This window comes from Myxococcales bacterium, assembly GCA_016706225.1.
Taxonomy (GTDB): Bacteria; Myxococcota_A; Polyangia; order Polyangiales; family Polyangiaceae; genus JADJKB01.
Genome location: JADJKB010000008.1, coordinates 82,861 through 105,820, shown reverse-complemented (window position 1 = coordinate 105,820; position 22,960 = coordinate 82,861). Strand labels below are relative to the sequence as shown.

The following is a 22,960-nucleotide window of genomic DNA, read 5'->3' as shown; positions in this document are numbered from 1 at the left end:
CGGCTCGCGGCCGACCTCAGCCGAAGTCTTTTTCGACCCGTTCCTGATCTTCTTTGCAACGGATGCACAGCGTCGTCTCGGGGCGGGCCTCGAGACGTTTCGCTGAGATGCGCTCGCTACAGTCGTCGCACACTCCAAAATTGCCCGACTCGATCTTTTCGAGGGCCTTCTGGATCTTGTCGAGGAACACCTTCTCGCGCCCGCGCAGGCGGAACGTGAAAGACTGGAGGTACTCGCTCGAAGCGAGATCCATTTCATCCGGCAAGTCGTTGGCGTCGAGAGTCATGTCCTCGTTGAGCGTCTGCTGCGCCTTGCGGATGATCTCCATCCGCTTCGTATCGAGCAGATCCTTGAACTTCTTCAGCTGAGCTTTCGTCAGCTTCGCCTCAGTATTGGTGGGTGCGGCTTTTTCGCTCGATTTCGTTGCCATCTGGCGCTCCGAAGCCCCCGAACCTAAGGCGCCGCCTTCGCGTCGTCAATGCAGCCTGCGTCCCCCGCCCAAGCCGGGCAGATTCCGCTGATTTTGGCTATGCTGCCCGCGCGTGCTCCGCTTCGATCCTTCACGCCCCCCGGCCCAGCCGAGGGACGCCGCCACCGTGGTGGTGATCCGTGAATCGCCGAACGGCGTCGAGCTCTTCTGTGTGAAACGTCACGCCAAGTCCGGCTTCCTGGGCGGCGCAGTCGTCTTCCCCGGGGGCAAGGTCGCAGAGGCCGACCGCTCGCCCGCGTGGGTCTCCCAGTCGACGCCACTTGGAGAGCGCGCGGGTCAGGCGGCCACCGATGTTCTCACGTCACGCGCGTTTGCCATCGCTGCGCTGCGCGAGCTGTTCGAAGAGGCCGGCATCTTGCCCCTCAGCGGCGTGGTGCTCGATGACGGCACCATCGATGCTCTGCGCGCCGACCTTGCGACGCGCACATCGGGCACGCCCGATGATGCACTCGCGTTCATGCAGCTGCTCGGCGAGCGCGGTTTCAACCTGGACGTCGGCGCCCTGGAGCTGATGGCGCGTTGGGTCACCCCACTGGCAGAAGAACGGAGATTCGATACGCGCTTTTACGTGCTCGCCGCGCCCGAGGGTCAGAGCGGGAAACACGACGCGCACGAGACCACGGCCAGCTTCTGGGGCAAGCCGCAGGAGATCTTGGATGCCTGGGCGAATGACGAGCTCTTCCTGGCGCCGCCGACGCTTCAAACCGTGCAGCTCTTGGCGAGTGCCTCGGACATCGAACACGCGCGGGTGATCGCGCGGGCACACCCGCTCGAGCCCATCTGTCCCTTCTTTGCCATGGACGGCGAGTGCATGGTGCTGGCGCTGCCGGGTGACCCGCTCTTCCCCGAACCCTCAGCTGCCCCCGAAAACCCCGAAGCACCCACGCGGTTCGTGCTCGAACAGGGCCGCTTCGTCCCGCGGCGCGTCAACCGCTGAAGAGCTGTCCAAAAATTGGCCTGGCGCAAGCCGGCGAAGCCGGCCCGCGTGGGGTGGGGCCCCAACGAATTCACTTCGTTGGGGCGGGGAGGCGCGTGCCTCCCCGATGACAAGGTGAAAGAGCTGTTCAATTCTTGGACAGCTCTTGAGTCTCCGAACGACCGCTGGCCGCCTCACTCAGCGACCCTCGCGGTACGCTCGAACGGCGTTCACAATCGCATCCGCGAGCTTCTGCCGGTAGTCGCCCGCGTTGAGCCGCGACTCTTCCAACGGATTGGAGATGAAGCTGGTCTCGAAGAGGACGGCCGGCATGCGCGCGCCGGCCAGCACGTAGAAGCCTGCGCGCTTGACGCCACCATCCTGAGGCGTCCGCGTACGAGGGCGAGAGCGACGCCCGCGCGGACTTCTGTAGCAGGTCTGCCAGCTGTACCGAGCGAGAGATGGAGCCCGCGTCGAGCACGCGGCTCATCGCGTTCGCGAGTTCGGCCGCGGCGGCGGCGGACGCGGCGTTCTCGCGCGCCGCGATCGATGACGCCAGCGCGTCCCGGGACTCATCCAAGACGAAGGTCATGAAACCGTGCGCCGCAGGGTCCTCGCTCGCGTTGCAGTGAATCGAGACGAAGAGGTCGGCCTGGAACGCATTGGCTCGAGCCGTCCGGGCATCGAGCGCCACGAAGTCGTCCGCGTCGCGCGTGAGCAGCGTGGAAACCCCGAGCTCGCGCGACAGAAGCGGCGCCGCTCGATGGGCAATGTCCAACGTGACATCCTTCTCCCGCAGGCCAGCGGCGCCGATCGCACCCGGATCATGCCCGCCGTGGCCAGGATCGAGCACGACTCTCCGGATCGTGCGCGGTCCGCCGGTGGCGTCTACGGGCGCCGAGGTCGTCGGCTGCGTCGAAACGTCGATTACCAGGCGAAATGGCTCGGGCAGATAGAAGACCTTGCGGTGCACCTCAGAGCGCAGGTCCAGAACGACCCGCGTGCCCTTGCCGCGCTTTCCCATGCGCACACGCTCGACCAGGCCTCCGACGGCATGTTCGAGCGCACCCTTGTAGCTCGCGCCGTCGATGTCCACGTACAACCGCGGACCGGCTGCGCCTTGGCCAGCGATGAACCCCACGTCGAACAGCGTGGGGTGGGTGACGAAGACCACGATCCTCGCCGCGTCCTTGGCACCATAGCGTTCGATGTTGGTGATTCGAACTGGCCCGGTGGGCCGCGCACCTTGCAACGTGGGAACGACCACCGGACCGCTCGGGTCGATCCGAACGCTGGCGGCGGCAGACGCGCGATCGCCCGCGTCGGCCGCACCCGAGTCGCTGCCCTTTGCTTGACGCTCGATCTCGCCGAGCACGTTGGGAAGCGGTCGGAAAGCGGAGAGCACAGCCAGCACTCGCTCCGCTCGCTCGAGACACACGCCGCCGGCGGCCCCGACCTTGGTGCGGTACACCGAGCGATAGGTCTCGGCGGGCTCGCCGCGTTGCTCCCCCTCCAGCAGCGCGCGATCCAAACGCGCGAGGCAGGCAGCCTCCCCGGTCTTTTGCTCGATGCCCCGATAGAGCTCCAATGCCTCGAGCACGTCGGCGTCTCGATGTTCGATGCGCCACAAGCGAGACCGCAGCTCCGCAGCCCGGCGGGTGAGAGCGATCTGCTCTTGTCCACTCGCCTTCGATGCGGCAACCGCCAAGCGGTCTGCTTCGGCCACCGCCTCGGCCCGGCCAGGCAGAACCACGGGCGCCAAGACCGCGGAGACCGCGGCCGAAGTCCCACCGGCAGGCGCGGTCGAGCCCCCTCCGCAGGCGGTCGCGAGCAGCGCACCGAGCGCGATTCGAGCGGTCAGCCAGGGCGCCATCACGGGCAAGAGTTGCCCGATGAAGGCCCGTTGGGCCAAGCACGCGTGGATGTTCCCGGGCTTTCCCTTGGAAATTCGCGGACTCCGTGCGTTGCGGCAGGGGGCCACCGGGTGCTAGCCTTCAAGCGTTTGCGCGAGGACGAACGCCATGGCGGACGAGAATCAGGGCGCTGCCATCGACCCCGTCAATCCTGACGAGGCCGACGAGCTGGCCAGCCATTTCACGCCGATGTGGGAATCGGAGGTCGAGGCCAATTCGCCGGAGCCGACCGAGCCCGCCGCGTCGGCTGCCGCGGTTGAGCCCGCATCAGGGGCGGCGCCCGAGACCGCGGCCGCGGTAACAACCGAGGGCGCACCGGCGGCGGCGGCCGCAACTGCGGAAGCCGCGCCCGCTGCACCTGCGTCCAAGATCATCGCGCGCCCCGTGGTTGCCGCTGGCTCAAAGGCTCCGGCCGCGCCGGAACCCGAACCGCCCGCACCCACGGTCGATCACAAGAAGACGATGATTGGCGTGGCACCGGCACCACCAGCCTCGTCCCCTGCGGCCGCGACTCCTCCGGTGGATCCAGCGGCACCCGCGAAGAGCCCGGGTGCAGGCAAGACGTTGATGCTCGGCAGTGTCGACGAAGAAGCCGTCCAGCAAGCCGCAGCCGCCGCTCCCCCCGCCGCGTTCGCAGCCCCCGCGCCTGCCGCACCCGTTGTCGCGCAAGGTTCACCCGTCGTCCAGGCGCCCGCGGCCGCCGTGGCTCCGGGTGCACAGGTTGCGCGGGCAGCCGAGGCCCCTCGATCGCAGCGTGGCGCGCGATACGAAGAAGACGACATCCCTGTCACTCCGGTCAAACGCAACAACGTGGTCTACGCGGTGCTCGGCGTTGCGGCGCTCATCCTGTTGCTGGGCGGCGTGAAGCTGCTCATGGGTGGAGGAACTCCGGAAGAGCCGAAACCGGCAGAGCGCACGAGCTCGCTCCCGGCAGCAGCCAAACCCGCCGCAACCGTCACGGAGAAACCCGCCGTCGAGGCGCCCCCGCCAAGCGAGCCGAAAGCAGAGACGCCGGAGCCCGAAGCGAAGGCCTCGCCGCCGGAGCCCGAGGCAAAGGCGCCGCCTCCAGCGAAACCCGCAAAACCGGAGCCGAAGCCGGTGGCCGCGGCGAAACCTGTGGCGAAACCGGGACCGGCGAAGCCGACTGGCCCGAAACCCACTGCCCCCAAGGGCGGCGGGACGATCGTTCGTGACACCCCGTTCTGAGCCGAAGTAATCCACTCCGACGAGCCCCCCAATGACCCGCCGACACGCAGCCCTTTTCGCCGCATTCGTGGCCCTCGCCCCGATGACTTCGACGGAGGTCGTCCATGTCCAGGACGACGCCTCAATCCAGATGGCGCGGGAGCGCTTCCAGGAGGGCGTGAAGTTTTACGACGGCAAACAATACGACAAGGCCAGAGCGGCGTTCCTCCAGGCGTACGCGCTCAAGAAACACCCCGCCGTGCTGCTGAATCTCGCCCAGAGCGAGCTTCGCTCATCGCGGGAAGCGGACTCGGCAAAACACTTCTCGCAGTACCTGCGCGAGAACAAAGAGGCGAGCGCTGCGGAACGTCAAGAAGCAGAGAAGGGGCTCGCTGCAGCCAAGGCGAGCGTGGGCGAGCTCAATGTTGCGGTCAGCGCCGAAGGCGCGGATGTGTTCGTCGACGGGACGCTCGAAGGTCGCTCTCCGCTACCGGGGGCGATCTTCTTGAAGCCGGGGTCACACAACCTCGAGGCTCGCAAGGATGGCAAGACCGCCGCTTCCACGGTCACGGCGATCGCAGGGCAGACGGGCTCCGTCGATCTCAACTTCGACGGGGCGGGCACTCCAGTCGCTCCTCTGCCACCCGGTCCCGGTCCTGCCACCGGCCCAGGGCCGGCAGGCCCACCCATGGGGCAGCCGTTCCCACCGGGCGGCAAACCACCCGAGGGCGACAAGGGCTCGGACAAACCGGGATTCTTGCCTTGGGCCAAGAGCACACCTCTCGCGTGGGTCGGCGGCGGTCTCGCCCTCGTCGGTTTGGCGGGCGGCGTTGGCTTCGCCGTCGCCTCGAAGTCGAGCTACGACGACGCCGAGTCCATTCGGCTGAAGATCGTCGACAAGGCGCAGGCCTCCGGCATCAACGGCCCCTGTGGCCCACCGGTCAAGACTTCACCGGTCGACTTCCGCGTCGCCTGCGACAAGTACCAGGCGCGCGTCGATGACGGCGATTCACAGAAGAGTCTCTCGACCGTGAGTTTCGTCGTTGCTGGCGTCGCTGTCGCTGGCACCGTCGTTTATTACTTCGTGGACACCGGCTCCAACAAAGCCACGGTCGGCAAGAACGGTCGCAAGCAGACCGCAAAGCACCATGACTTCCGTGCCGCCGTCGTCCCGCTCATGAGCCCGACCGAGCGCGGACTTGGCGTCGTCGGTCAGTTCTGAGCCCGAAGAACCTAACGCTCCCTGGCTTTTCCCAGCCACGAGCGAAAGGTCGAACGCGGCACTTGAGCCGCCCGCGACGCGGCGGTGATGTTGCCGGCATGACGCTCTAGCAACACGAGGGCCTCTGCGGGCGCCAGCGCCTGGGGTCGAATCCCGATCGGGATCTCGGGCAACTGCACGTGACACGCTTCGATCACTTCACTGTCCGTCGCGACCGCCGCTCGATACAACACCGCCCCGAGCTCGCGTACGTTTCCCGGCCAGGTGTGCTCCACGAGCCGGGCGATTGCTCCGCTGGTCAGACACTTGGGGCCAACCTCGGGCACAAAGCGCCTGATGAGAGCGTGGCACAACATGGGAATGTCGCTCTTTCGCTGGCGGAGGGGCGGAATTTCGATCACCACCGTGCTCAAGCGGTGCAGGAGATCCGCGCGGAATCGCCGCAATTGCACCCATTCTTCGAGCGGCGCCCAGGTCGCGGAAACCACCCGCACATCCACCGTCAGCGGCTGACTCGCACCGACGGGGCGCACGACCCCGTCCTCGACGACACGCAACAACTTGACCTGCATGCTGGCGGGTAGCTCCGCGACCTCGTCCAGAAACAGCGTGCCGCGTTGCGCTTGCTCGAACGCCCCGAGGCGCGTGGCCACTGCTCCAGTAAACGCACCGCGGCGATGCCCGAACAACTCGCCGTCCGCGAGGGATTCCGGCACGGCGCCCACGTTGAGCGGTACGAACGCGCCGGACCGCCCGCTGAGTCGATGCAACGCCTGGGCAACGAGATCCTTTCCGGTACCGGACTCCCCGCGCACGAGCACTGGAGCCCTCAGCGGTGCATGACGTCGGACCTCTTCGGCCACCCGCAGCATGGCTGATGAGGTGCCGACCAAACCCGGGATCCCCTCCCTGGTACCGCTCTCGTCGTCTGCCTCCGGTCCACGCAAGACCACAGTCGTGCGCCCGATGACAAACGCTCCCAACCGCTTTGCGAGCAGCGCGTGGCTGACGCGAGCCGCCCCCACGAACACACCGTTCTTCGATCCCACATCCTCGACCGCAACCCCCCGCGCGGTCGCGGTGACACGACAGTGTCGTGCGCTGACGGTTGGGTCCAGAACACGCACGTCGGCGAGGCGCCCGGCCCCGAGCACGAGCGGGCGCCCAGGTTCGAGGCGGGCCTGCCGCGAGCCTTCAGGAGTCCCGATCTCGAGCACCCACGGACCCCGGATCCGCTCCCGTGTCACTTCGAGCGTGACCTCTCCCGTGCTCTCGGCGCCGTTCTCCATGGTGGGTCGACATCGGCGGCTGGGCCCGCGAGTTGCGCGGCGCCGGGGGCGCTGGTGCGCCAGAGTCTGCTGGCCATTCCGCACCCTGAGGCGACCTCGCCGTCGCCGGCCGGGAATGGGCTGTCCCGGCGCCCGAACGCCGTGCTAACAAGGCGCCCATGTCCAGGTTCTGGCCACTGGTCGCGGCGGCATGTCTCGGCGGGTTTCCGCTCAATGCGGCAGCTCAGGAGACGCCCGGCGAGGCGGGTGATGGAACCGAGGACGACGCTTCGGAATCCGCGCCGGGTCCCGGCGACGCCCCGGCCCCCAAACCGAAGGCCGCCCCGACGGAAGCCCCCGACGAAGACGGTCCGGAGCCACCCCTGGTGATCCCGGCTCCGGATCAGCTCGCGGGCCACTTTCAGCTCTCGCCGTCCGCGGGCGTGGCCGTGCCGTTTGGCAAGCTCGAGGCCAAGGCGCCACAAACCGACGCGATGGGCTCCGGTTGGGCGTTCGGGCTCGACGCAGCCTACGGGTTGAGTCGCACCGTCGCCGTGGGCGCGTTCGGCCAGCACCTGCGTCTCGGCAACTCCACGAACTGCGCGGACTGCAAGACCCAGAGCACTGCGTTCGGCGCCTTCGTGCGCTACCACCTGGTTCAAGGGGTGCGGTTCGACCCCTGGATGTCAGCCGGCCTCGGCTACCGCACCACCAAGATCTCCGGCTTCGGCGCTGACGTTACCTACTCGGGCATCGAGTGGCTGCGTCTCGCCGTGGGTGGAGACTGGTATGCGTTCGACAAGGTCGGCTTCGGCCCGTACCTCGAGCTCGACATGGGCTACTACTCCTCACGCTCCAGCGGTGATCTTGGCGCGGCCGCCGCCCACTGGAATTTCCTGACGGGCGTGCGCGTCACGCTGGACCTGCCTGGAAAATAGCCAGGCTCTGGCTGCGGAGGTCTCCGCCTCTTGACCGCGCGGTCGCCGCGCCAACCTCGGGCCGCATGACCCCAGGCGGCTCGCGCTCGCGGACACGCCCGACATCGGGCCTCGCGACCCTCAGCCGATGCCCGCGCCCGACCTCGCTGGATGTCCGCGCTCGCGGCGGGCTCTGGCCCGCCGGAACTCAGCCGACCGCGATACCCAGCGCCTTGCGCAGCTGTGCGTAGTGCTCGCTCACGCTGAACAGGAGCAGATCCTTGATCTTCTCCGCCGGCGTGAGGTCACCTGGCAGCGACGGCTCGGCGCCGATGATCTTCTTTGCGATCTCGAGGTCGGCACAGACCAAGAGCCCGGTGCGACACGCCGTCTGCTCGACCGCCTGGTTCCAGCGCTTGATGTTGGCCTTGGCGCCCTCGTCGATGAACTTCTTCACGACGATACGCAGCCCCTCGAGCTGCACCGGCTGCATGTACTTCGCCAGCTCTTGGGCCGTTGCGCGGATCTGAGCCTGCATGTCCGCCGGCATCGGAGTATTGGGCGCAGCGATCATCACACCAGCAAACAGCATGATGGTCAGCTCGGCCTGCGTCGGGAACAGCGTCCGGATGTAGTGTTCACCGCGGTAGTACGACAGGTGCTTGCCGCAGATGAACGTCAGCTCCTGAGGCTGGAACCCGGTGAGCACGGTCTGACCGGCGAGCGATGCGGGCGGCACGGCCGGAACCGCAATGATCGAACCCGGGACGTCATTGCGCACGTACAGCTCCGGCGACGGGATCCCGAGCACCTGCGCGGCCCAGCCAAACGTCTTGGCAAAGGTAACGGTCGAGGTGGCCGGATCCTGCTTGAAGCGTTTGTCGAGCGTCGGCAGCTTTCCTTGTGACTGGAGCTGCGCAATCTTCGCCTGCAGCGCTGCCGGCGCGATCATCTCCATGATCTTGGAGATGTAGATGTTCTCGTCCGGGTGGAACAGGTGCCGGACCCAGAGCTCGTTCGAGAGGCGTCCCTTCACCTGCAGCATGCCCTGCGGCCGGTAGTCCTCGAAGAACTGCTTCTCTTCGCCGTCGATCTTCTTCATGAAGGCCATGGCGGCCGCCAAGCACCAGGCCTCGTCGTAGGCGTGTTTCTGTAGGTACAGCCGATACAGCGCGCGATACGGCTCCACCTTGAGCGGATCGACCTCGAGGATGTTGCGTTGCTCGCCGATCGCTTCGTCGAAGCGCTCGCTGACCTCGTACAGCTCAGCCAAGATCTGGTGCTGCATGGCGTCGCCGGGCTTGATGGTCGTGGCCATCTTGAAGGCCTCGATGGCCTCATCCGGTCGCTGGAGCCGGTCGCGGTAGATCAGGCCCAGCTGATGCCACAGCGTGTGCTCGAGGTCGTTGTTCCCCTTGCCCGCGATGCGATGCAGCATCTTCCGGTAAGAGCGCTCGAGCTGCTTCCAGTTCTTCTCCTGGGTCAGGATCTTGTTGATGCGCTCGAACGCCTGCAGATAGCTCGGGTTCAAGTCCAGTGACTCGTTGAAGAGCTCCACCGCGCGATCGAGCTCGTTCAGCTTGTCGCGGTAGATCTGAGCCATCGTGTAGAAATACCGGCTCTTGATCTCGGGCTTTTCCTCGATGGAAGCGATCGACTGCAGTGTGTCGATCATCTTCTGCCACTCCTGCGCCTCACCGTAGAGCTGCAGCAACTTGTGCAAGAGGATGTGGTCCTCGGGCTTCAGCTCCTGCGCCTCTTCGAGGGCCTCGATGGCCTTCTGCGGGTTCTTTTCCTTCTCTGCCCACAGGTCGCCGATATCGTTGAGCAGCGTATAGCGTTCGTCGCCCTCGAAGACGCTGTCCAGGACCTGGCGCTTGTAGGCCGCGACTTGTTTCCAGTCGTTGGCGCCCGCGTACACGTCAATCAACGCCTCGAGCGTCGGGCGGTGCTCACCGTTGAGCGCCAGCGCCTTCTCGAAGTTGTTGATCGCCTGTTTCGCCTGGTGTTGCTCGCGCTTGATGCAGCCCAGCCGATAGTAGACATCGGTGCGCAGCTCGACTTCGTCCTCGCTCAGGGCGGTGAGGACCTTCTGATAACTGGTCAGCGCGGTGGGCCAGTCTTTCAGATCGTAACCGGCGTCGGCGATCCCGCGGATCGCCTCCTGATCCGTCAAGTCGAGGTGATTGGCGGCCTGGTATGCCTTCAGCGCGCGATCGGCGTTGCCCAAGGCTGCGTGGACCTTGCCGAGCAGCTTGTGCAGCAGGTGCTGCTCGTGGCGCTCGTGGTTCTTGCTCTTCTTGACGAGCATCTCGGCCAGGGGCTCCGCCTCCTGCCAGCGCCCCACGTTGCTGTACTCCTGAACGAGCGGAAGTGCGGCTTCCTCGCAGTCTTCGTCGCACTGCATCGCGAGCTCGTAGGCCAGCACTGCCTGTTCGTGCTCGTTCAACATCTCGTCGCGCAGCTTCCCGAGCTCCACGAGCAACTTTGCCCGCGCGCGCGGCGCCTGAGTGTTGAGCTGCTCCTGCTCCAGATACCGGGCTGCGCGGTCCCAATCCTGCTCATCGACCGCAATGATACGCAGCGCAGCGAGTGTCGGAAGATGGGTCGGATCGAGATCGAGGGCCATCTCGAAGCGCTCTTGCGCCTGCGAACGGTCGCTCAGCTTCTCGTCGAGCGATTTGCCGATGCGGTAGTACATCTCGACGCGCTGCGTGCCGTCCGTCGTGAGATCCGCGACGCGCGTCATCGACTCGATGGCACGGGCTGCGTCGCCCTGCTTTTCGTAGAGCTTGCTCAGCGCATCGAGAGCCTCGATGTTGTTCTCGTCCAGGTCGACGATGTTCTGGTAGGCGTCAATCGCACGGTCGACATCGCCGACCTCCTGCGAATAAACCTCCGCCATGGCCGAAAATAGCTCGATCTTGGTGTCCTGATCGGCGGCCTCGGCGACGTGCCGCTCGTAGGTGTTGATCAGGTCGAGCCACTGCTTGAGCCGGCGGTAACAGCGCTCGAGGCTGACGTAGGCGGGCTCGCAGCCAGCGTCGATTTCGACGGCTTGCTCCAGACGCTGCGCCGCTAGGTCGGCCTTGAGGAACTGCTCCTCCTGGATCTGTGCCAGCTTCAAGAGCACGTCGACGCGCTCGCGCTCGGTCTCGACGACGTCGAGCTGCCGCTCGAGGATGTCGATCATGTCCGGCCAAGTCTGAAGGGCCTGGTAGATGCGCTCGAGGCCCCGGAGCGCGAAGATGCTGCTGCCATCCAGCTCGAGCACCTCGCGGTACACCTTGCCGGCCCGCTCGAAGTCGCCCAGCGCAGTCTCGTACAAACCACCCAACCTCATCTTGTGCTGGGCGATCTGGTCCGGATCGGTGAGCGCCTGGACCTTGCTGGTCAGGATCTGCACCAGGTCGGCATGGTTCCCACGCTGGTCGTAGATCCGCTCCAACGACTCGAGCGCAGGCAAGAACAACGGATCGACGTCGAGGGCGCGTCGGTAGAACGTGATGCCCTGATCGGCCTGGCTCATGTGTTTCTCGAGCAAGTCGCCGAGGTCACACAAGATCACCTTCTTGTCGTCGTTTGCGACGGCGACGTCGAGGGCGCGCGTCAGGGTCTCGCCCATCTTCTGCCACTGCGCCCCGAGCCGGTAGATGCTGGCCATCTGCCGCAGGACCTGAACGTTGTTCGGGTCGAGCTGCATCACCTGCGCGTAATACGGCTGAGCGTACTCCGGGTGGCCGAGGTCCTCGCCGTACCACTTGCCGAGGCGCAGGCAGAGCTCGATCTTCTTGCGCGAGTCTTCCTCTTCCTTGAGCCAGGCATTCGCGGTGTTGATGAGCTCGCCCCACCTCCCCGTCCCGGCCGCCATGCGCTCGAGGTACTTGACGCTCTCGTCGTCGCCGTAGTCCTCGGCGAAGGCGTTCACCAGCGCATCAAACGCCTGGTTCTTGTCGTCCAGCTTCTCCTCGAAGACACGGGCAATGCGCCTCAGCAGGTCGTTCTTCTCTTCGACGACCTCGCGCGTCTCGAGCCGATTCAAGTAGATCTCGATCAGCTGCTCCCAGCGCTCCGCCGCAGTGTGCAAGCGCTCCAGGGACTCGAACGCCTCGTCGTGCGTCGGATCGATGACGAGCACCTTCTCGAACGCCGGCGTCGCCTTGTCGTAGTCGCTGACTTCCTTCTTCCAGATCTGGGTGACCTCGAGCAGCTCGCGGACCTTCTCCGCCGGCTCCTGGATGGCCTCGGCACGCCGCATCTTGACGTCGACGACCTCGACCCAGCGCTCCTCGGCGCGGTAGGTGCGCTCCAGCTCAGCCATTGCTTCGAAATCGTTTGGATCGACCTCGAGCAGGTTGCGCCAGGCCTCCGCCGATTCGAATGGCTGCTCGAGCACGTGCCCATAGGTCTTGCCGAGCTCTCGATAGATGGCGACGAGCTCGACCGCGTCGAGCAGAGCTGCAGCCCGGTCGATGCTGGCATGCAACGCCGCAACGAGCTCCCGCGGGTCCTGCCGGGTTCGCCAGATCTGCGCGATCGCCCGCAGGGCGGCCACGTTCGAGAAGTCGATGTCGAGCACGCGCTGCCAGGTCTCGAGCGCCTCGTCGTCCCGCTCGAGTTGTTCGGAGAACAAGCGCGCGCGACGCGTCAGGATATTGACCCGCTCCTCGTCACTCTCGGCGATGTCGAAGTGGCGCTCGAGCATGTCCGTGAGCTCAGCCCATTTACCCTGGGCCTCGTACAAACCGGCCAGCGTTTAGAGCGCCTCTGGATCCTCGTCGCGCAGATCGAGCACACGCTTCCAGCCCTCGATTGCCTCCTCGATCTTGCCCAGACGCTCGGACGCGAGCCGCGCCATCTTCGCGCGGATCTCGGCCTCTTGCACGTCGCCGACCGCGTTCTCGAGCTCGCGACGATAAACACCGTCGAGCTCGACCCACTGCTCCGTCTGCTCGTAGATGCGACCGAGTGCCTGAATCGCCTCTTCGTTTGCCGGCTCGAGCTGGTCGAAGATCCGCCGAAACGCCCGGATCGCGTCCTGCACTTGACCCAGTTGCTCTTCGTAGACCTGTCCGAGCCGGGTGTTGAGGTCGACCTTGTCGCGTGAATCCTCAGCCGCCTGAGCGCGCTGTTCGAGCACGCCAGCGAGCTCGGGCCACTGCTCCAGCGAAGTGTAGATGCGATCCAGGTTGGCGAGTGCGTCGGCTTCCGCCGGCACCACCGTCAACACGTACCGATAGGTCTCCTCTGCCTTCGCGACATCCGCCAGCTCCTCTTCGAAGACCCTGGCGAGACGCTTGCCGATGGCCGCCTGCGTCGCCGCCTCCGAGCCCTCGATGCCGAGCACGTCTGCGTAGGCGTTGGCGAGCTGCTCCCAGCCACCGTCGATCATGCTGCCCAAGCGCTCAATCTCGTCGCCCGTGCGCTCGTCCAGCGGGCGCTCGCGGATCGCTCGCACGTAGACCTCGAACGCGCGCACTGGATCCATCAGGCGCTCCTCGGCGTCCTCCGCGATCCGTTGGTACATCGCGATGCGCTGGTCCAAGTCGGTGATGTGGCCGAGCTCGGCCTCGCGCACGCGGATGAGCTTCTCCCACTCGCCGGACTGCTGATACAGCGGCTCCAGGATCTCTGCGACCTCCAGCTGTTTGGTCCCCGACTCGAACAGCCCCTCGAGGGCAGTGAGTGTGTCAGCGTGCTCGGGAGCCGCGTTGATGACCTCACGGTAGGCCTCGATGGCCCTGTCCAGATCACCCAGACGCAGCTGGTAGACCTGCCCGAGGCGGAACTTGAACTCCAAGATCTCGTCCGGGCTCTGACCAATGTCGGCCTCGCGCTTCAGAACCTCGGCCAGATCCGTCCAACGCTCGCTCTGGGAGAAGAGCCGGTCCAGCGCCCGCACCGCGCTCTGACTCTCTGGGTCAGCCTCGAGCACGCGTCGATAGCGCGCGACTGCGTTGTCGAGGTTCTCGAGCTGGACCTCGTAGACCTGCGCCACCCTGAGCCCGAGCTCCACGACCCGCTCCGGCTGCTCACCGAGCTGCGCGAGCTCGGAATCATAGAGCTCGGCGACGGCGGGCCAGCGCTCGATCAGGTTTGCGAGCCGCTCGAGCGAAGCGAGGGACTCTTCGTTCTGGCTGTCGCCCTGGACCGCGCGCGCGTAGGTCTGGAACGCGTTGTGTGGGTCGTTCAGACTCTCCTCGTACAGCCGCGCGATGCGGTGCAAGAGCTCGACCTTCACGTACGCGTCTTCGGCGTGGCGCACCTGGACTTCGAGCACGCTCACCAGGCGCTGCCACTCGCCCATCGCATCGTAGACCGGCTCGAGCACGCCAGCGGCGGCGAGTCCTGCGCGGTCGCCGTCCTTGATGCCCTCGAGCGCCGCCAAGGTCGGCGGGTGGTCCGGCTGAATGCCGAGAATGTCGCGATACAGCTCCACGGCCCGCTCGACGTCCGCCAGGTGTTTCTCGAACAACTCCGCGATGCGGTACTGGAAACTGACCGCTTCGGCGGCGTCCTGAGTGAGCTCCGCCTCGTGCTGCAAGACGCTCAACAACTCCGGCCAGTTCTCGGCCGTCTGGTAGAGCACGTCGAGCCGACCCAGCGCAGTCAGGTCATCGGGATCGAGCTCGAGTACCTTTTGGTAGGTGTCGATGGCTCGCCCCACATCGCTCAGCTCACGCTCGTGAACGGCGCCAACCTGGTAGAAGATCATCTTCTTTTCGTCCGTATCCAGGACGAGATCGACCTTCTTGTTGTAGACGCCGAGCATGTCCTCCCAGCGCGAGAGGCCCAGATAGAGGCTGATCAAGGCGTCGATGCTCTTCAGATCCTCGGGATCGATCTCCAGCACCTTCAGGTACACGTTGATCGCGGCGTCTTTGCGCTCGAGGACTTCTTCCTCGATGCTCGCAGCCTGATACAGGGCCGCCTTCTGATCCTCGGTATCCTCGAGGATTGTCGCCTTGCGCTGTAGGATCAGCGCCATGTCGGCGTAACGCTCGGTCGAGTGGAATAGAGTCTGCAACGACTCGGCCGCCGCCAGATTCATGGCGTCGATCTTGAGCACCTGGCGATACAGCTCGATCGCCCGGTCCACGTTCCCCACGTCGTTCTCGAAGACTCGGGCCGCGAAGGTGTAGAGCTCACTGGCGAGGTCAGGCTCGGTCTGCTCCAACGCGAGCTTCTCGAACACCTGGGCCAGATCCTGGAATCGGCTCGTGACTCGGGCCAAACGGTCGAGCCCTTGCTGTGTACCTTCGTGGGCCGGATCGGCGGCGAGCGCGCGCGCCATGGTGTCGAACGCGGCGTTCACATCGCCGGCCGCATCTTCATGCAGCGATGCAATCTGGTGCAGCAACTCGACCTGGCGCGAAGGATCGTCGGCGCGTCGGACCTGCACTTCGTGCACACCGATGAGCTTCTGGTAGTCCCCTTGCTGCCGATACAGCGGCTCGAGGATCTCCGCGATCGCCAGCTCGTTCTCCGGGGCCTGGCCCAGGCGTTCGAGGGCCGCCAGCGCGGGGGCGTCGGTCGGCTCGCGATCCAGGACCTGCCGGTAGCCTTCGATGGCAGAGTCGACGTCGCTCATGCGGGTCTCGCGGAGCGCGGCCAAGCGCAGCATCAATGAGAGCTGCGTTGCCTCATCTTCGGCGAGCCCCAGCTGGGTGTCGAGGTTCTCCGCCAGCTCCGCCCACATGCTCTGGCGGGTGAACAGGCCATCGAGCGCCGAAAGCGCCACGGCGCTCGCGGGGTCGAGTGCCAACACCTCTCGGTAAGCGGCGATCGCCTCCGATGGTTTGCCCAACTTCTCCTCGAAGACCTGCGCCATTTGCGCGTACAGCGACTCGCGCTCCGCGCCGTCTTCGGCCAGGTCGATGCGGCGACGGAACACGCCCACCAACTCTTCCCAGTGCCCGGTGCCCCGATAGAGCGCGTCCATGGCCGCGAGCGCCTCAGCGTCGCCTGGGTCGAGCGCGAGCACTTTGTCGTAACTCTGCGCCGCGTCCGCGACGAGCTGGAGCTGCTCTTGGATCGACGCGAGTCGCATCCAGTAGTCACGCGCGAGCGGCGCGTCGTCGATGCCCGCGGCCACCTCCTGGTAGATCCGAATCACTTCCTGCCAGGCGCCGGACTGCTCCGCCAACTGCTCGAGCTCCAGCCGCGTGTCCACCAGCGCCGGGTCTTGCTTGAGAGCACGAGCCTGCGCGTCGATCGCTCGCTCGAGTGATTGCAGCTGGTTCGCCGCGACGAAGGCGATTTTGCGGAGCAGCGCCACGCGGCGTTGGGGATCACTGTCGGCAACGGCCAGGATCTCCAGCGCTCCGATCAGCTTCTCCCAGTCCTCGCGTACCTCGTAGATGGTCTCGAGGATCGCGGCGGACTCCCCCCGCAGCTCCTCGTCAGTGAGCATCTCCTCGAGGGACACCCGAGCGCCCTCGTGATCCTGATTGATGAACAAGATCTCGCGGTAATTGGTCAGCGCGCCAGCCGCGTCGGACAAATGACGGGCCTGGGTCTGTGCGAGGCGAAACTTGAGATCGACCAGCGCCTGCTCGCTCGAGTCCAGCTCGATGCGGCGGCGCAGGACATCTGCGTAAGCCTCCCAAGCACTCGTCTCACCGTACAGGCGATCGAGAGCTTCGAGCGCGATGCCGTCGGCCGGGTCGTCTTCCAGGACTGCCTGGTAGGTGCTGATGGCCGACTCGGCGTCGCCAAGCTGTCCCTCGTGCAGCCGGGCAATCTCGTAGAGAATCGGCTTCTTCGTCTCGGTGTCGTAGGCGAGATCGCGCTTCTTCGCGTAGACCTCGAGCAAGTCTTTCCAGCGTTCGGTCTGCCGATAGAGCTTCTCCAGCGCCTCCAGCGCCACTGCGTTCTCCGGCTCCGCCTCGTACACGGCGCGGTACTCCGCGAGTGCGTCGTCGATACGACCCACCTCGTCGACCAAAATCCGCCCGAGCCGTAGACGCAACGCGGTCGCGAGCACGGCGTCACTCTCCTGCTCGGCGCGCTCCTCTGCGGCGCGATAAGCAGCCACGACCTCATCCCAGCGCGAAGTTTGTTGGGCCGCGCGCTCGACGTCAGCTTGACTCTGGTCGTCGCTGGGCGCGATCTCGAATGCCGACAGGAAACGCTCGAAGGCTTTGGCCTTGTCGTTGATACGCGTCTCGTAGAGCTCGGCGACCTCCCTGAGCAGAGCCAGCCGCTCTCCCGGCTCGTCGACGTGGCCGAGCTTGACCTCGATCGCGTTGGCCAGTCCCTTCGGGTTGTTGGCCTCCGTGTAGACGGGGATGAGGCGTTCGGCAGCCGCCAGGTGGGTCGGCTCCAGTCCGAGCACCTTTTCGTACGCCTTCGCCGAGCGGTCGGGCTTGCCCTTCTGGGTCATCCACAGCTCGGCGATCTTGAGCAGCATGCCGATGCGCTGCTCGTTCGTGTCAGCCTTCGCCTCGTTGCTCTCCAGCACGCGGATGAACTCGTCCCACTTGCCGCTCTCGGCGTAGAACACTTCGAGGTCGTCCCAGCGTCCGAGTGTCACGTAGCGCTTCTTCAGCTGCTCCTGGGCGCGGCGGTCATCCGGCTGAATGGTGAGTAGCTGCCGGTAGGCTTCGACGGCGCGGACGTCGTCTTTGAGACGATCGCCCACGACCTGACCGAGCTTGTTCAGGATGTTGATCTTCGCGCCGGTGTCGTAGGTGATCTGCGCCTGCTTCTCGAGCACGTCCGCCAACTTCTCGTAGTCGCGGGCTCGCTCGTACAACTGAGCCAGCGCATCGATGGCATCGGAGTCTTCGGCGTCGTTCTCGAGCACTACGGCCCAGAGATCGATACAGACTTCAGGCTTCTTGACCCGCTCCGTCGCGAGCTGCGCAATTTCCTTGAACGCCGCGCTGCGAACGGGACCCTGCTCGTATTGGCGCGCCTCGTTGGTCTTCAGCTGAATCAGCTTTTCCCAATCGCGCCGTTTTTCGTACATCTGGCGCAGGTAGTCGATGGCCCCGGGATTGGCGGGCTCGACTTCCAAGATGCGCTCGTAAGTCCGCACGGCCTCGGCCTGATTGACGAACTTGTGAACGTAGAGATCGGCCGCCTTCAGGTAGAGGTCGACCTTCTCGGCCGTGTCGGTTACCTCGTCGGCCAGCGCGACCAACGTCTTCACGTACTCGTGCATCTTCTTCGACGACTCTTGCTCCTCGAGCTGAGCGCGAAGCTCCGCGATCTTCGCGGCATCACCGCCGCCGCTGGCCTGTGCCGGGGCCGCCTGGGGCGCCGACTTCTCGGCTGCCGGCGCGGAAGCCGGAGCAGACGCGGGCGCCGACGCTGGCTCCGCCGATGCGGCAGGAGCGGACGCTGCCTCCCCGGGAGCTTCGGCAGCGTCGCCGCCGAGCTTCTCGCCGATCTGAGCCTCGAAGGCCTGCAGGGCGGGATGCTCGGGGTCGACCCCTGCGAGCCGCGCGAAGACGGCGCGCGCACGAATCAGATCGCCGAGTTCGCGCCAGACCACCAGGCCCGCGTGGGCCAAGAGGTAGGCGCTGCCGGCAGTCTCTCCCAGAGCGTCAGCGAGCTCTTCGGCCTTGGCCGCTACCTGGGTCCACTGGCCATCCCGAGTACCGTGCAGGTCCTTGTAGAACGCAAACGCCGCTTCGTGAGACGGATCGAGCCCAAGGGCTTCGTCGAGCAACGGCTGCGCCGCGTCGAAGTTCTGGTGGCGTAGCGCCCAGCGCACACCGAAGCGGAACGCGAGATCCGCCCGTGTCGTGGTATCCGGGAGCCCGTCGAGGACCTGGCGCTGCATCGCGACGACTGCGTCGGTTCGACTCGCGTCCACCAACAAGCCCTCGTACAGCGCGGAAACGATCACGCTTCCCGGATCGGAAGAGTACGCGCGGCCCAAAATCCCCTCGACTTCGTCCGGCGCATAACGCCGCGCGATGCGCGCTGCGCGCAGCAGTGCCTCGGCCTTGCCCTCGGGGGTTTCGGTCTCGTGGGCGGCGCGCAGCACCACTCCGATGCGCTCCTGCCAGTCTTCCGTCCCCACCATGACGTCATCCAGAAGCTGGCCGACGTCGCCGCTCTGCCCGTCGTTCATCGCGCGGGCGTACGCGTCCGCGGCGCGTTCGTAGTCGGCCAGGTCGCAGAACACGTCGCCCAGTTCGCGGTACAGGGCTGGTGCCTGCGCCTCGCTCGAATTCTTGAGCTGCAGCTCGAGCAGCTTCTGGACCATGTTGAGCTTGCCCAGCTCCCAATAGATGCGCCGCGCCTCGGCCAACGCCTCTCCCAGTGCGGGATTCAGTTTGAACGCGTCTTGGAAGTGTTTCAGAGCCTTCACGCTCTGAAGGAACTGCGAGTTCAACAGGCGCCCCAGGCGGAGGTGCATCTCCGCTTTGGCGGCCGGATCCTGGGCGCTCGCAATGGCCTGCTCGAGTGCTTCGGCGAGGCCGGCCCAATCGTGGTGACGCTCGAGGTTGTTCAGACGCTGCTCTAGATCCATGCTTCCTCGGACAAATGGCGCACGGCCGCAGTGGTGCTCTTCTTTGGAGAAAGCATGACTGCGACCGACTTCATCGACAGATCGAATTCAAACAACCCCGCAACGGGCACTCCTGACCCGGCGGAACAAGCCTCGTGGCGTTCGGCCCGTCGCGGACTCGGCAAGGTCAGTTGACCTTTCCGCCCAGCTTTTGGATGAGTGTGTTGGCCGACTCGCACTGTTCCTTGAACTGGGCGGCTTTCGCACTCCGACAAGCACGTTTCACGAATGAGCTGAGGAGGCGGACGGCCTTCTCCTTCTGGGGCGGATCCATCACGGCATAAGTGCTGCCCAGGTTGAACGCGATCTCGGGGTGGCTGTCGCCCGCGACCTCTTCAGCCTTCTCCATGGCCGCGACCATGCCCGCCTTGTCGTTGGACGCCTGTGCGACCTGGAAACGGAGCACGTACATCCCGTAGAGATGGTTGTTGTTCTTCTCGCCCGGAGGAACGACGCGCGTGCCTTCTTTCAGCACAGCATCGGCCTCTTTGTAGAAGCGCATCGCGATGTAGAGCTCCGCGAGGGGGGGGTAGAAATAGGGAGTGACCGCGTCGTGCTCGACGGCCTTGGTGTAGTTGTCGAGCGCCCCCTGCTCGTCATTGGTCCAGAGGCTGGTCTCTCCCAAGAAGTGGTAACACTCGGCGAAGTTCGGGTCCTTCTCGATGCACTTCTTCAGCGGCTCCTTCGCCTCTTCGTATTTGTCGGGGTTGCCCGCCTCGGCCATCTTCACGAGCGCGTAACCGCGCTTGTAATAGTAGTTCGCAAACGTCGGCGCGACCTGTGATGCCCGGGAGAGGGTCGAGGCCAGCTTGTCCCAGTCCTCTTTCTTCTCGTAAGCCTTCGCCAGCTTCCACATGATCCGATGGTTGGTCGGGTCGAGCTGGATGGCCTGCTCGTACTTCTGAATCGCGCCCTCGGTATTGACCTTGATGGCTTGGTCACCCTCGTTGGCGAGATTGATGGCTTCGATGTGATCTCGGCTGCACGCAGATGCAGCAACAAACACCGCCGCCAGGCAGGCGACCTTGGAAACGCTATCCAGTTTCATCGTGAGCTCACCCTCTGTTTTCGTGCTTTGGCAACGGGTGGAACATCGCTAGAGAGCAGGAGAATCCACACGATGTCTCCAGCCCAGGGCCACCCCGGCAAGCGAGCGGACCGATACCCCACACATGAGGCAACCGCCCGAAAAGCGGTGCATCAGCATATGCAGACGGGGGGATCGAAGTAAAGGTGGTTCGTGGCCGGATTCTGTCGAGATTCCTTCAGGTTTTCGGCTCTCGAAGCGCGCGGGCCCCGGCCCTCCGGCTGCTCCTCGACGGCCGCGGCCCAAGGCCACTGGACCGCGCGTCGACCCTCACCGCCGCGCGGAAACGAAAAAGCGCGCCACCCGACAGGGAGGCGCGCTTCCGAGGCCGACTCGCTCGACGATCAGCCGGGGCTGAACATGATCGGGTAGACGACCGTTACGATACCGCCTTCAGGCTGCGGGAAGCTGAGGCCGTAGTACGCACTGACCACGCAACCCACCACGCCGCTGTCCGGAATGTCCGAGCCACCGTTCGAGACGTTCGACACCGAGCCATCACGACCGATGACGAAGCGCACCGACACGCGACCTTCCAGGTTCGGGTTTCGAGACAAACCCTGCTCGTAACACATGCGGAACCGACCGTAGTTCTGCCGCACGATGCGCTGAATGACCTCGGGGGGCAGGCGACCACTCACGGTCGTGGCACCCATGCGGACCTTGGGAGCGCGGGTGGCGTGAGCCCCGCCCAGGCGACCATGTCCGGAGCCGAAGCCCTGACCCGTGCCGGTGCCGGCACCGTGGCCGAGGGTTCCGATCGAGCCGAGGCCAATGCCCTCGCCGCGACCACCACCACCTTCGCCGATACCTGAGAGGCCGAGACCGCCGGCGCCGAAGGCGTCACCGATTTCATCACCCCACATGTTACCGCGGGCCGACATGTCGTCCTGACCCAGCGATGTCTCACGACCCCAGGGCGCCGTAGGCGCGTTCGGGTCGCCGGCTGCTCCGGTGTTGAGCAGACCGATCATGCCGAATTCCTGAGCCTCACGCAGGGCTGCCTGCCGAGCAATATGCGGATCCGGATTGTCCTTGGGCCCCTGGACGGCGTAACGCTTGTTGGTGGCCTTCGTGGTCGGGTTACCCATCGAGCCTTCTTCGCCCTTGGCTCGTGTGCCCGTCCCGCCTTCCTTGTTGTCCGCCTTGTCCTCGGTGACCTGCTCGGTCTCCTTCTCCTCCATCTCACGCTCGGCAGCGCTCTTCATATACTGCTGGATGAGATAGAGCTGGTCCTTGTCGATGCCCTCGTCGTCCGTCAGACCGAGCGGCGGGACGAAGAACGCCATGGCTGCGATGAGCCCTGCGTGCGCCAGGAACGACAGCGCGAAATAAACGAACACCGTCCAATCGACGCCCGCACCCACACCGTGCTTGATGGGCTTGCCGGCGTTCACTGCAGCAACCTGGAACACGAACTGGTCGAGCTCGATGCGAGCACGTCCGCCGCCTGGCAGCGGGAACTGGTGTCCACCACTGACCTCTGCACTGGGCTGCGCCTTCGCGCGCGCTTCGTCCAGTGTCATCCGCGGCTGCCCCGGAATTTCGATGTGGCCCTTGGCGCCCGGCGGAATCACCACCGCCACCGACGCACGATCTCCGACCACCACCGGCATGCGCGTGGTGCCAAGCTTCTCCGCCGGAATGTAGAAATCACAGCCGAAATTCTTGCTCTGCTCCTCACCCACGTAGAACGTGCGAGGCGGCGTCAAGTGCGAGACGTGCAGCACGTTGGTGCCCCACATCACCATCACCTCCACCGACTGAAGGTGCGCGACTTCCACCTCTTCGGCAGGCACGTCGGGACCGCTCTTGATCAGCGTGTAGGTGTACGTCCCGGGCGGCGCGTCATCGGGCACACGCAGAGCCTCGACGTGCGACTGCTGCTGGGCACCCGCTGCAAACGGGTTGAGCGCCGAAGCGCCCACGTCGAACGGGCTTGCCGTGCCGACGGCGAAGGGACTCGAGGCAGCCGCCGCCGCGAACGGGTTCGAACCCCCGAACGGATTGGCTCCCCCGAACGCGCTGGCTCCACCCGGCGCAGGCATCGCCGGCGCGGGCGCTGCCTGGGCTGGCGCGGCCTGAACCTCTGCTCCAGCGGCCTCGGCGCGCTCGAGCAAGATGTTGGTACCGCCGACCTGGATCTGATCGCCAACGTGCAACTTGCACTTGTTCACGCGGGCGCCGTTCACCATCGTGCCCGGCTCATTGCCGAGATCGATGAGCGTGATGTCGTCGGGGCTACCGACCTCGATCACGGCGTGCATGCGGGAAGCCAGCTCGTCGTCGACGCGGAGATGGCTCTTGGGGTCCTTCCCTACCTTGACGATATCCTGCGCAATGGTCTCGCGACGTTGCAGAGCGTCACCCTGATAGAGCGCAAACGTGAGTACAGCCTTTGCCATGCTTCTGACTTCCCTGGTTGTCCGGACGAT

At 65.4% G+C, this 22,960-nt stretch carries 11 protein-coding genes; 4 read left to right on the top strand and 7 right to left on the bottom strand.

Annotation, left to right across the window (positions count from 1 at the left end; translation table 11 throughout):
- Window positions 1–16: 16 nt before the first annotated feature.
- Window positions 17–379 (bottom strand): TraR/DksA C4-type zinc finger protein, encoded by a 363-nt coding sequence (locus tag IPI67_14555; protein ID MBK7581420.1) that lies wholly within the window; start codon window positions 377–379, stop codon window positions 17–19.
- 163 nt (window positions 380–542) lie between these two features.
- Between IPI67_14555 and IPI67_14550 the strand changes: the two genes are divergently transcribed.
- Window positions 543–1,427, top strand: coding sequence for a hypothetical protein (locus IPI67_14550; protein MBK7581419.1), 885 nt, complete (start codon window positions 543–545; stop codon window positions 1,425–1,427).
- 127 nt (window positions 1,428–1,554) lie between these two features.
- Here IPI67_14550 and IPI67_14545 read toward each other — a convergent pair whose 3' ends face one another.
- Window positions 1,555–3,318, bottom strand: a complete 1,764-nt coding sequence (locus IPI67_14545) for an N-acetylmuramoyl-L-alanine amidase (protein MBK7581418.1) — start codon at window positions 3,316–3,318, stop codon at window positions 1,555–1,557.
- A 109-nt stretch (window positions 3,319–3,427) separates the two neighbouring features.
- On the opposite strand from IPI67_14545, the gene IPI67_14540 reads away from it, so the two are divergent.
- Window positions 3,428–4,525, top strand: coding sequence for a hypothetical protein (locus tag IPI67_14540; protein MBK7581417.1), 1,098 nt, complete (start codon window positions 3,428–3,430; stop codon window positions 4,523–4,525).
- A gap of 82 nt (window positions 4,526–4,607) precedes the next feature.
- The gene (locus tag IPI67_14535) at window positions 4,608–5,726 is read left to right on the top strand and encodes a hypothetical protein (GenBank protein MBK7581416.1); all 1,119 of its coding nucleotides are present in this window, start codon (window positions 4,608–4,610) and stop codon (window positions 5,724–5,726) included.
- 11 nt (window positions 5,727–5,737) lie between these two features.
- On the opposite strand, the gene IPI67_14530 is transcribed toward IPI67_14535, so the two are convergent.
- On the bottom strand, window positions 5,738–7,015 hold the full coding sequence (locus tag IPI67_14530; GenBank protein ID MBK7581415.1) for a sigma 54-dependent Fis family transcriptional regulator: 1,278 nt from the start codon (window positions 7,013–7,015) through the stop codon (window positions 5,738–5,740).
- Between the two features lie 158 nt (window positions 7,016–7,173).
- Here IPI67_14530 and IPI67_14525 point away from each other — a divergent pair, with 158 nt between their 5' ends.
- Window positions 7,174–7,932, top strand: a complete 759-nt coding sequence (locus IPI67_14525; protein MBK7581414.1) for a hypothetical protein — start codon at window positions 7,174–7,176, stop codon at window positions 7,930–7,932.
- Between the two features lie 187 nt (window positions 7,933–8,119).
- Here the strand turns inward: IPI67_14525 and IPI67_14520 are convergent, their stop codons facing one another.
- The 4 genes from IPI67_14520 to IPI67_14505 all read right to left on the bottom strand — a co-directional run bounded on the left by IPI67_14520 (window position 8,120) and on the right by IPI67_14505 (window position 22,930).
- Window positions 8,120–12,616 (bottom strand): hypothetical protein, encoded by a 4,497-nt coding sequence (locus IPI67_14520; protein MBK7581413.1) that lies wholly within the window; start codon window positions 12,614–12,616, stop codon window positions 8,120–8,122.
- A gap of 51 nt (window positions 12,617–12,667) precedes the next feature.
- Window positions 12,668–19,399, bottom strand: a complete 6,732-nt coding sequence (locus tag IPI67_14515) for a tetratricopeptide repeat protein (GenBank protein MBK7581412.1) — start codon at window positions 19,397–19,399, stop codon at window positions 12,668–12,670.
- A gap of 166 nt (window positions 19,400–19,565) precedes the next feature.
- Window positions 19,566–20,486 carry a tetratricopeptide repeat protein gene (locus IPI67_14510; protein ID MBK7581411.1) on the bottom strand — a complete coding sequence of 307 codons (921 nt, stop codon included), beginning with the start codon at window positions 20,484–20,486 and terminating at the stop codon, window positions 19,566–19,568.
- Between the two features lie 383 nt (window positions 20,487–20,869).
- Entirely contained in the window at window positions 20,870–22,930 is a 2,061-nt protein-coding gene (locus IPI67_14505) for an AgmX/PglI C-terminal domain-containing protein (GenBank protein ID MBK7581410.1), read from the bottom strand.
- Between the last annotated feature and the right edge of the window lie 30 nt (window positions 22,931–22,960).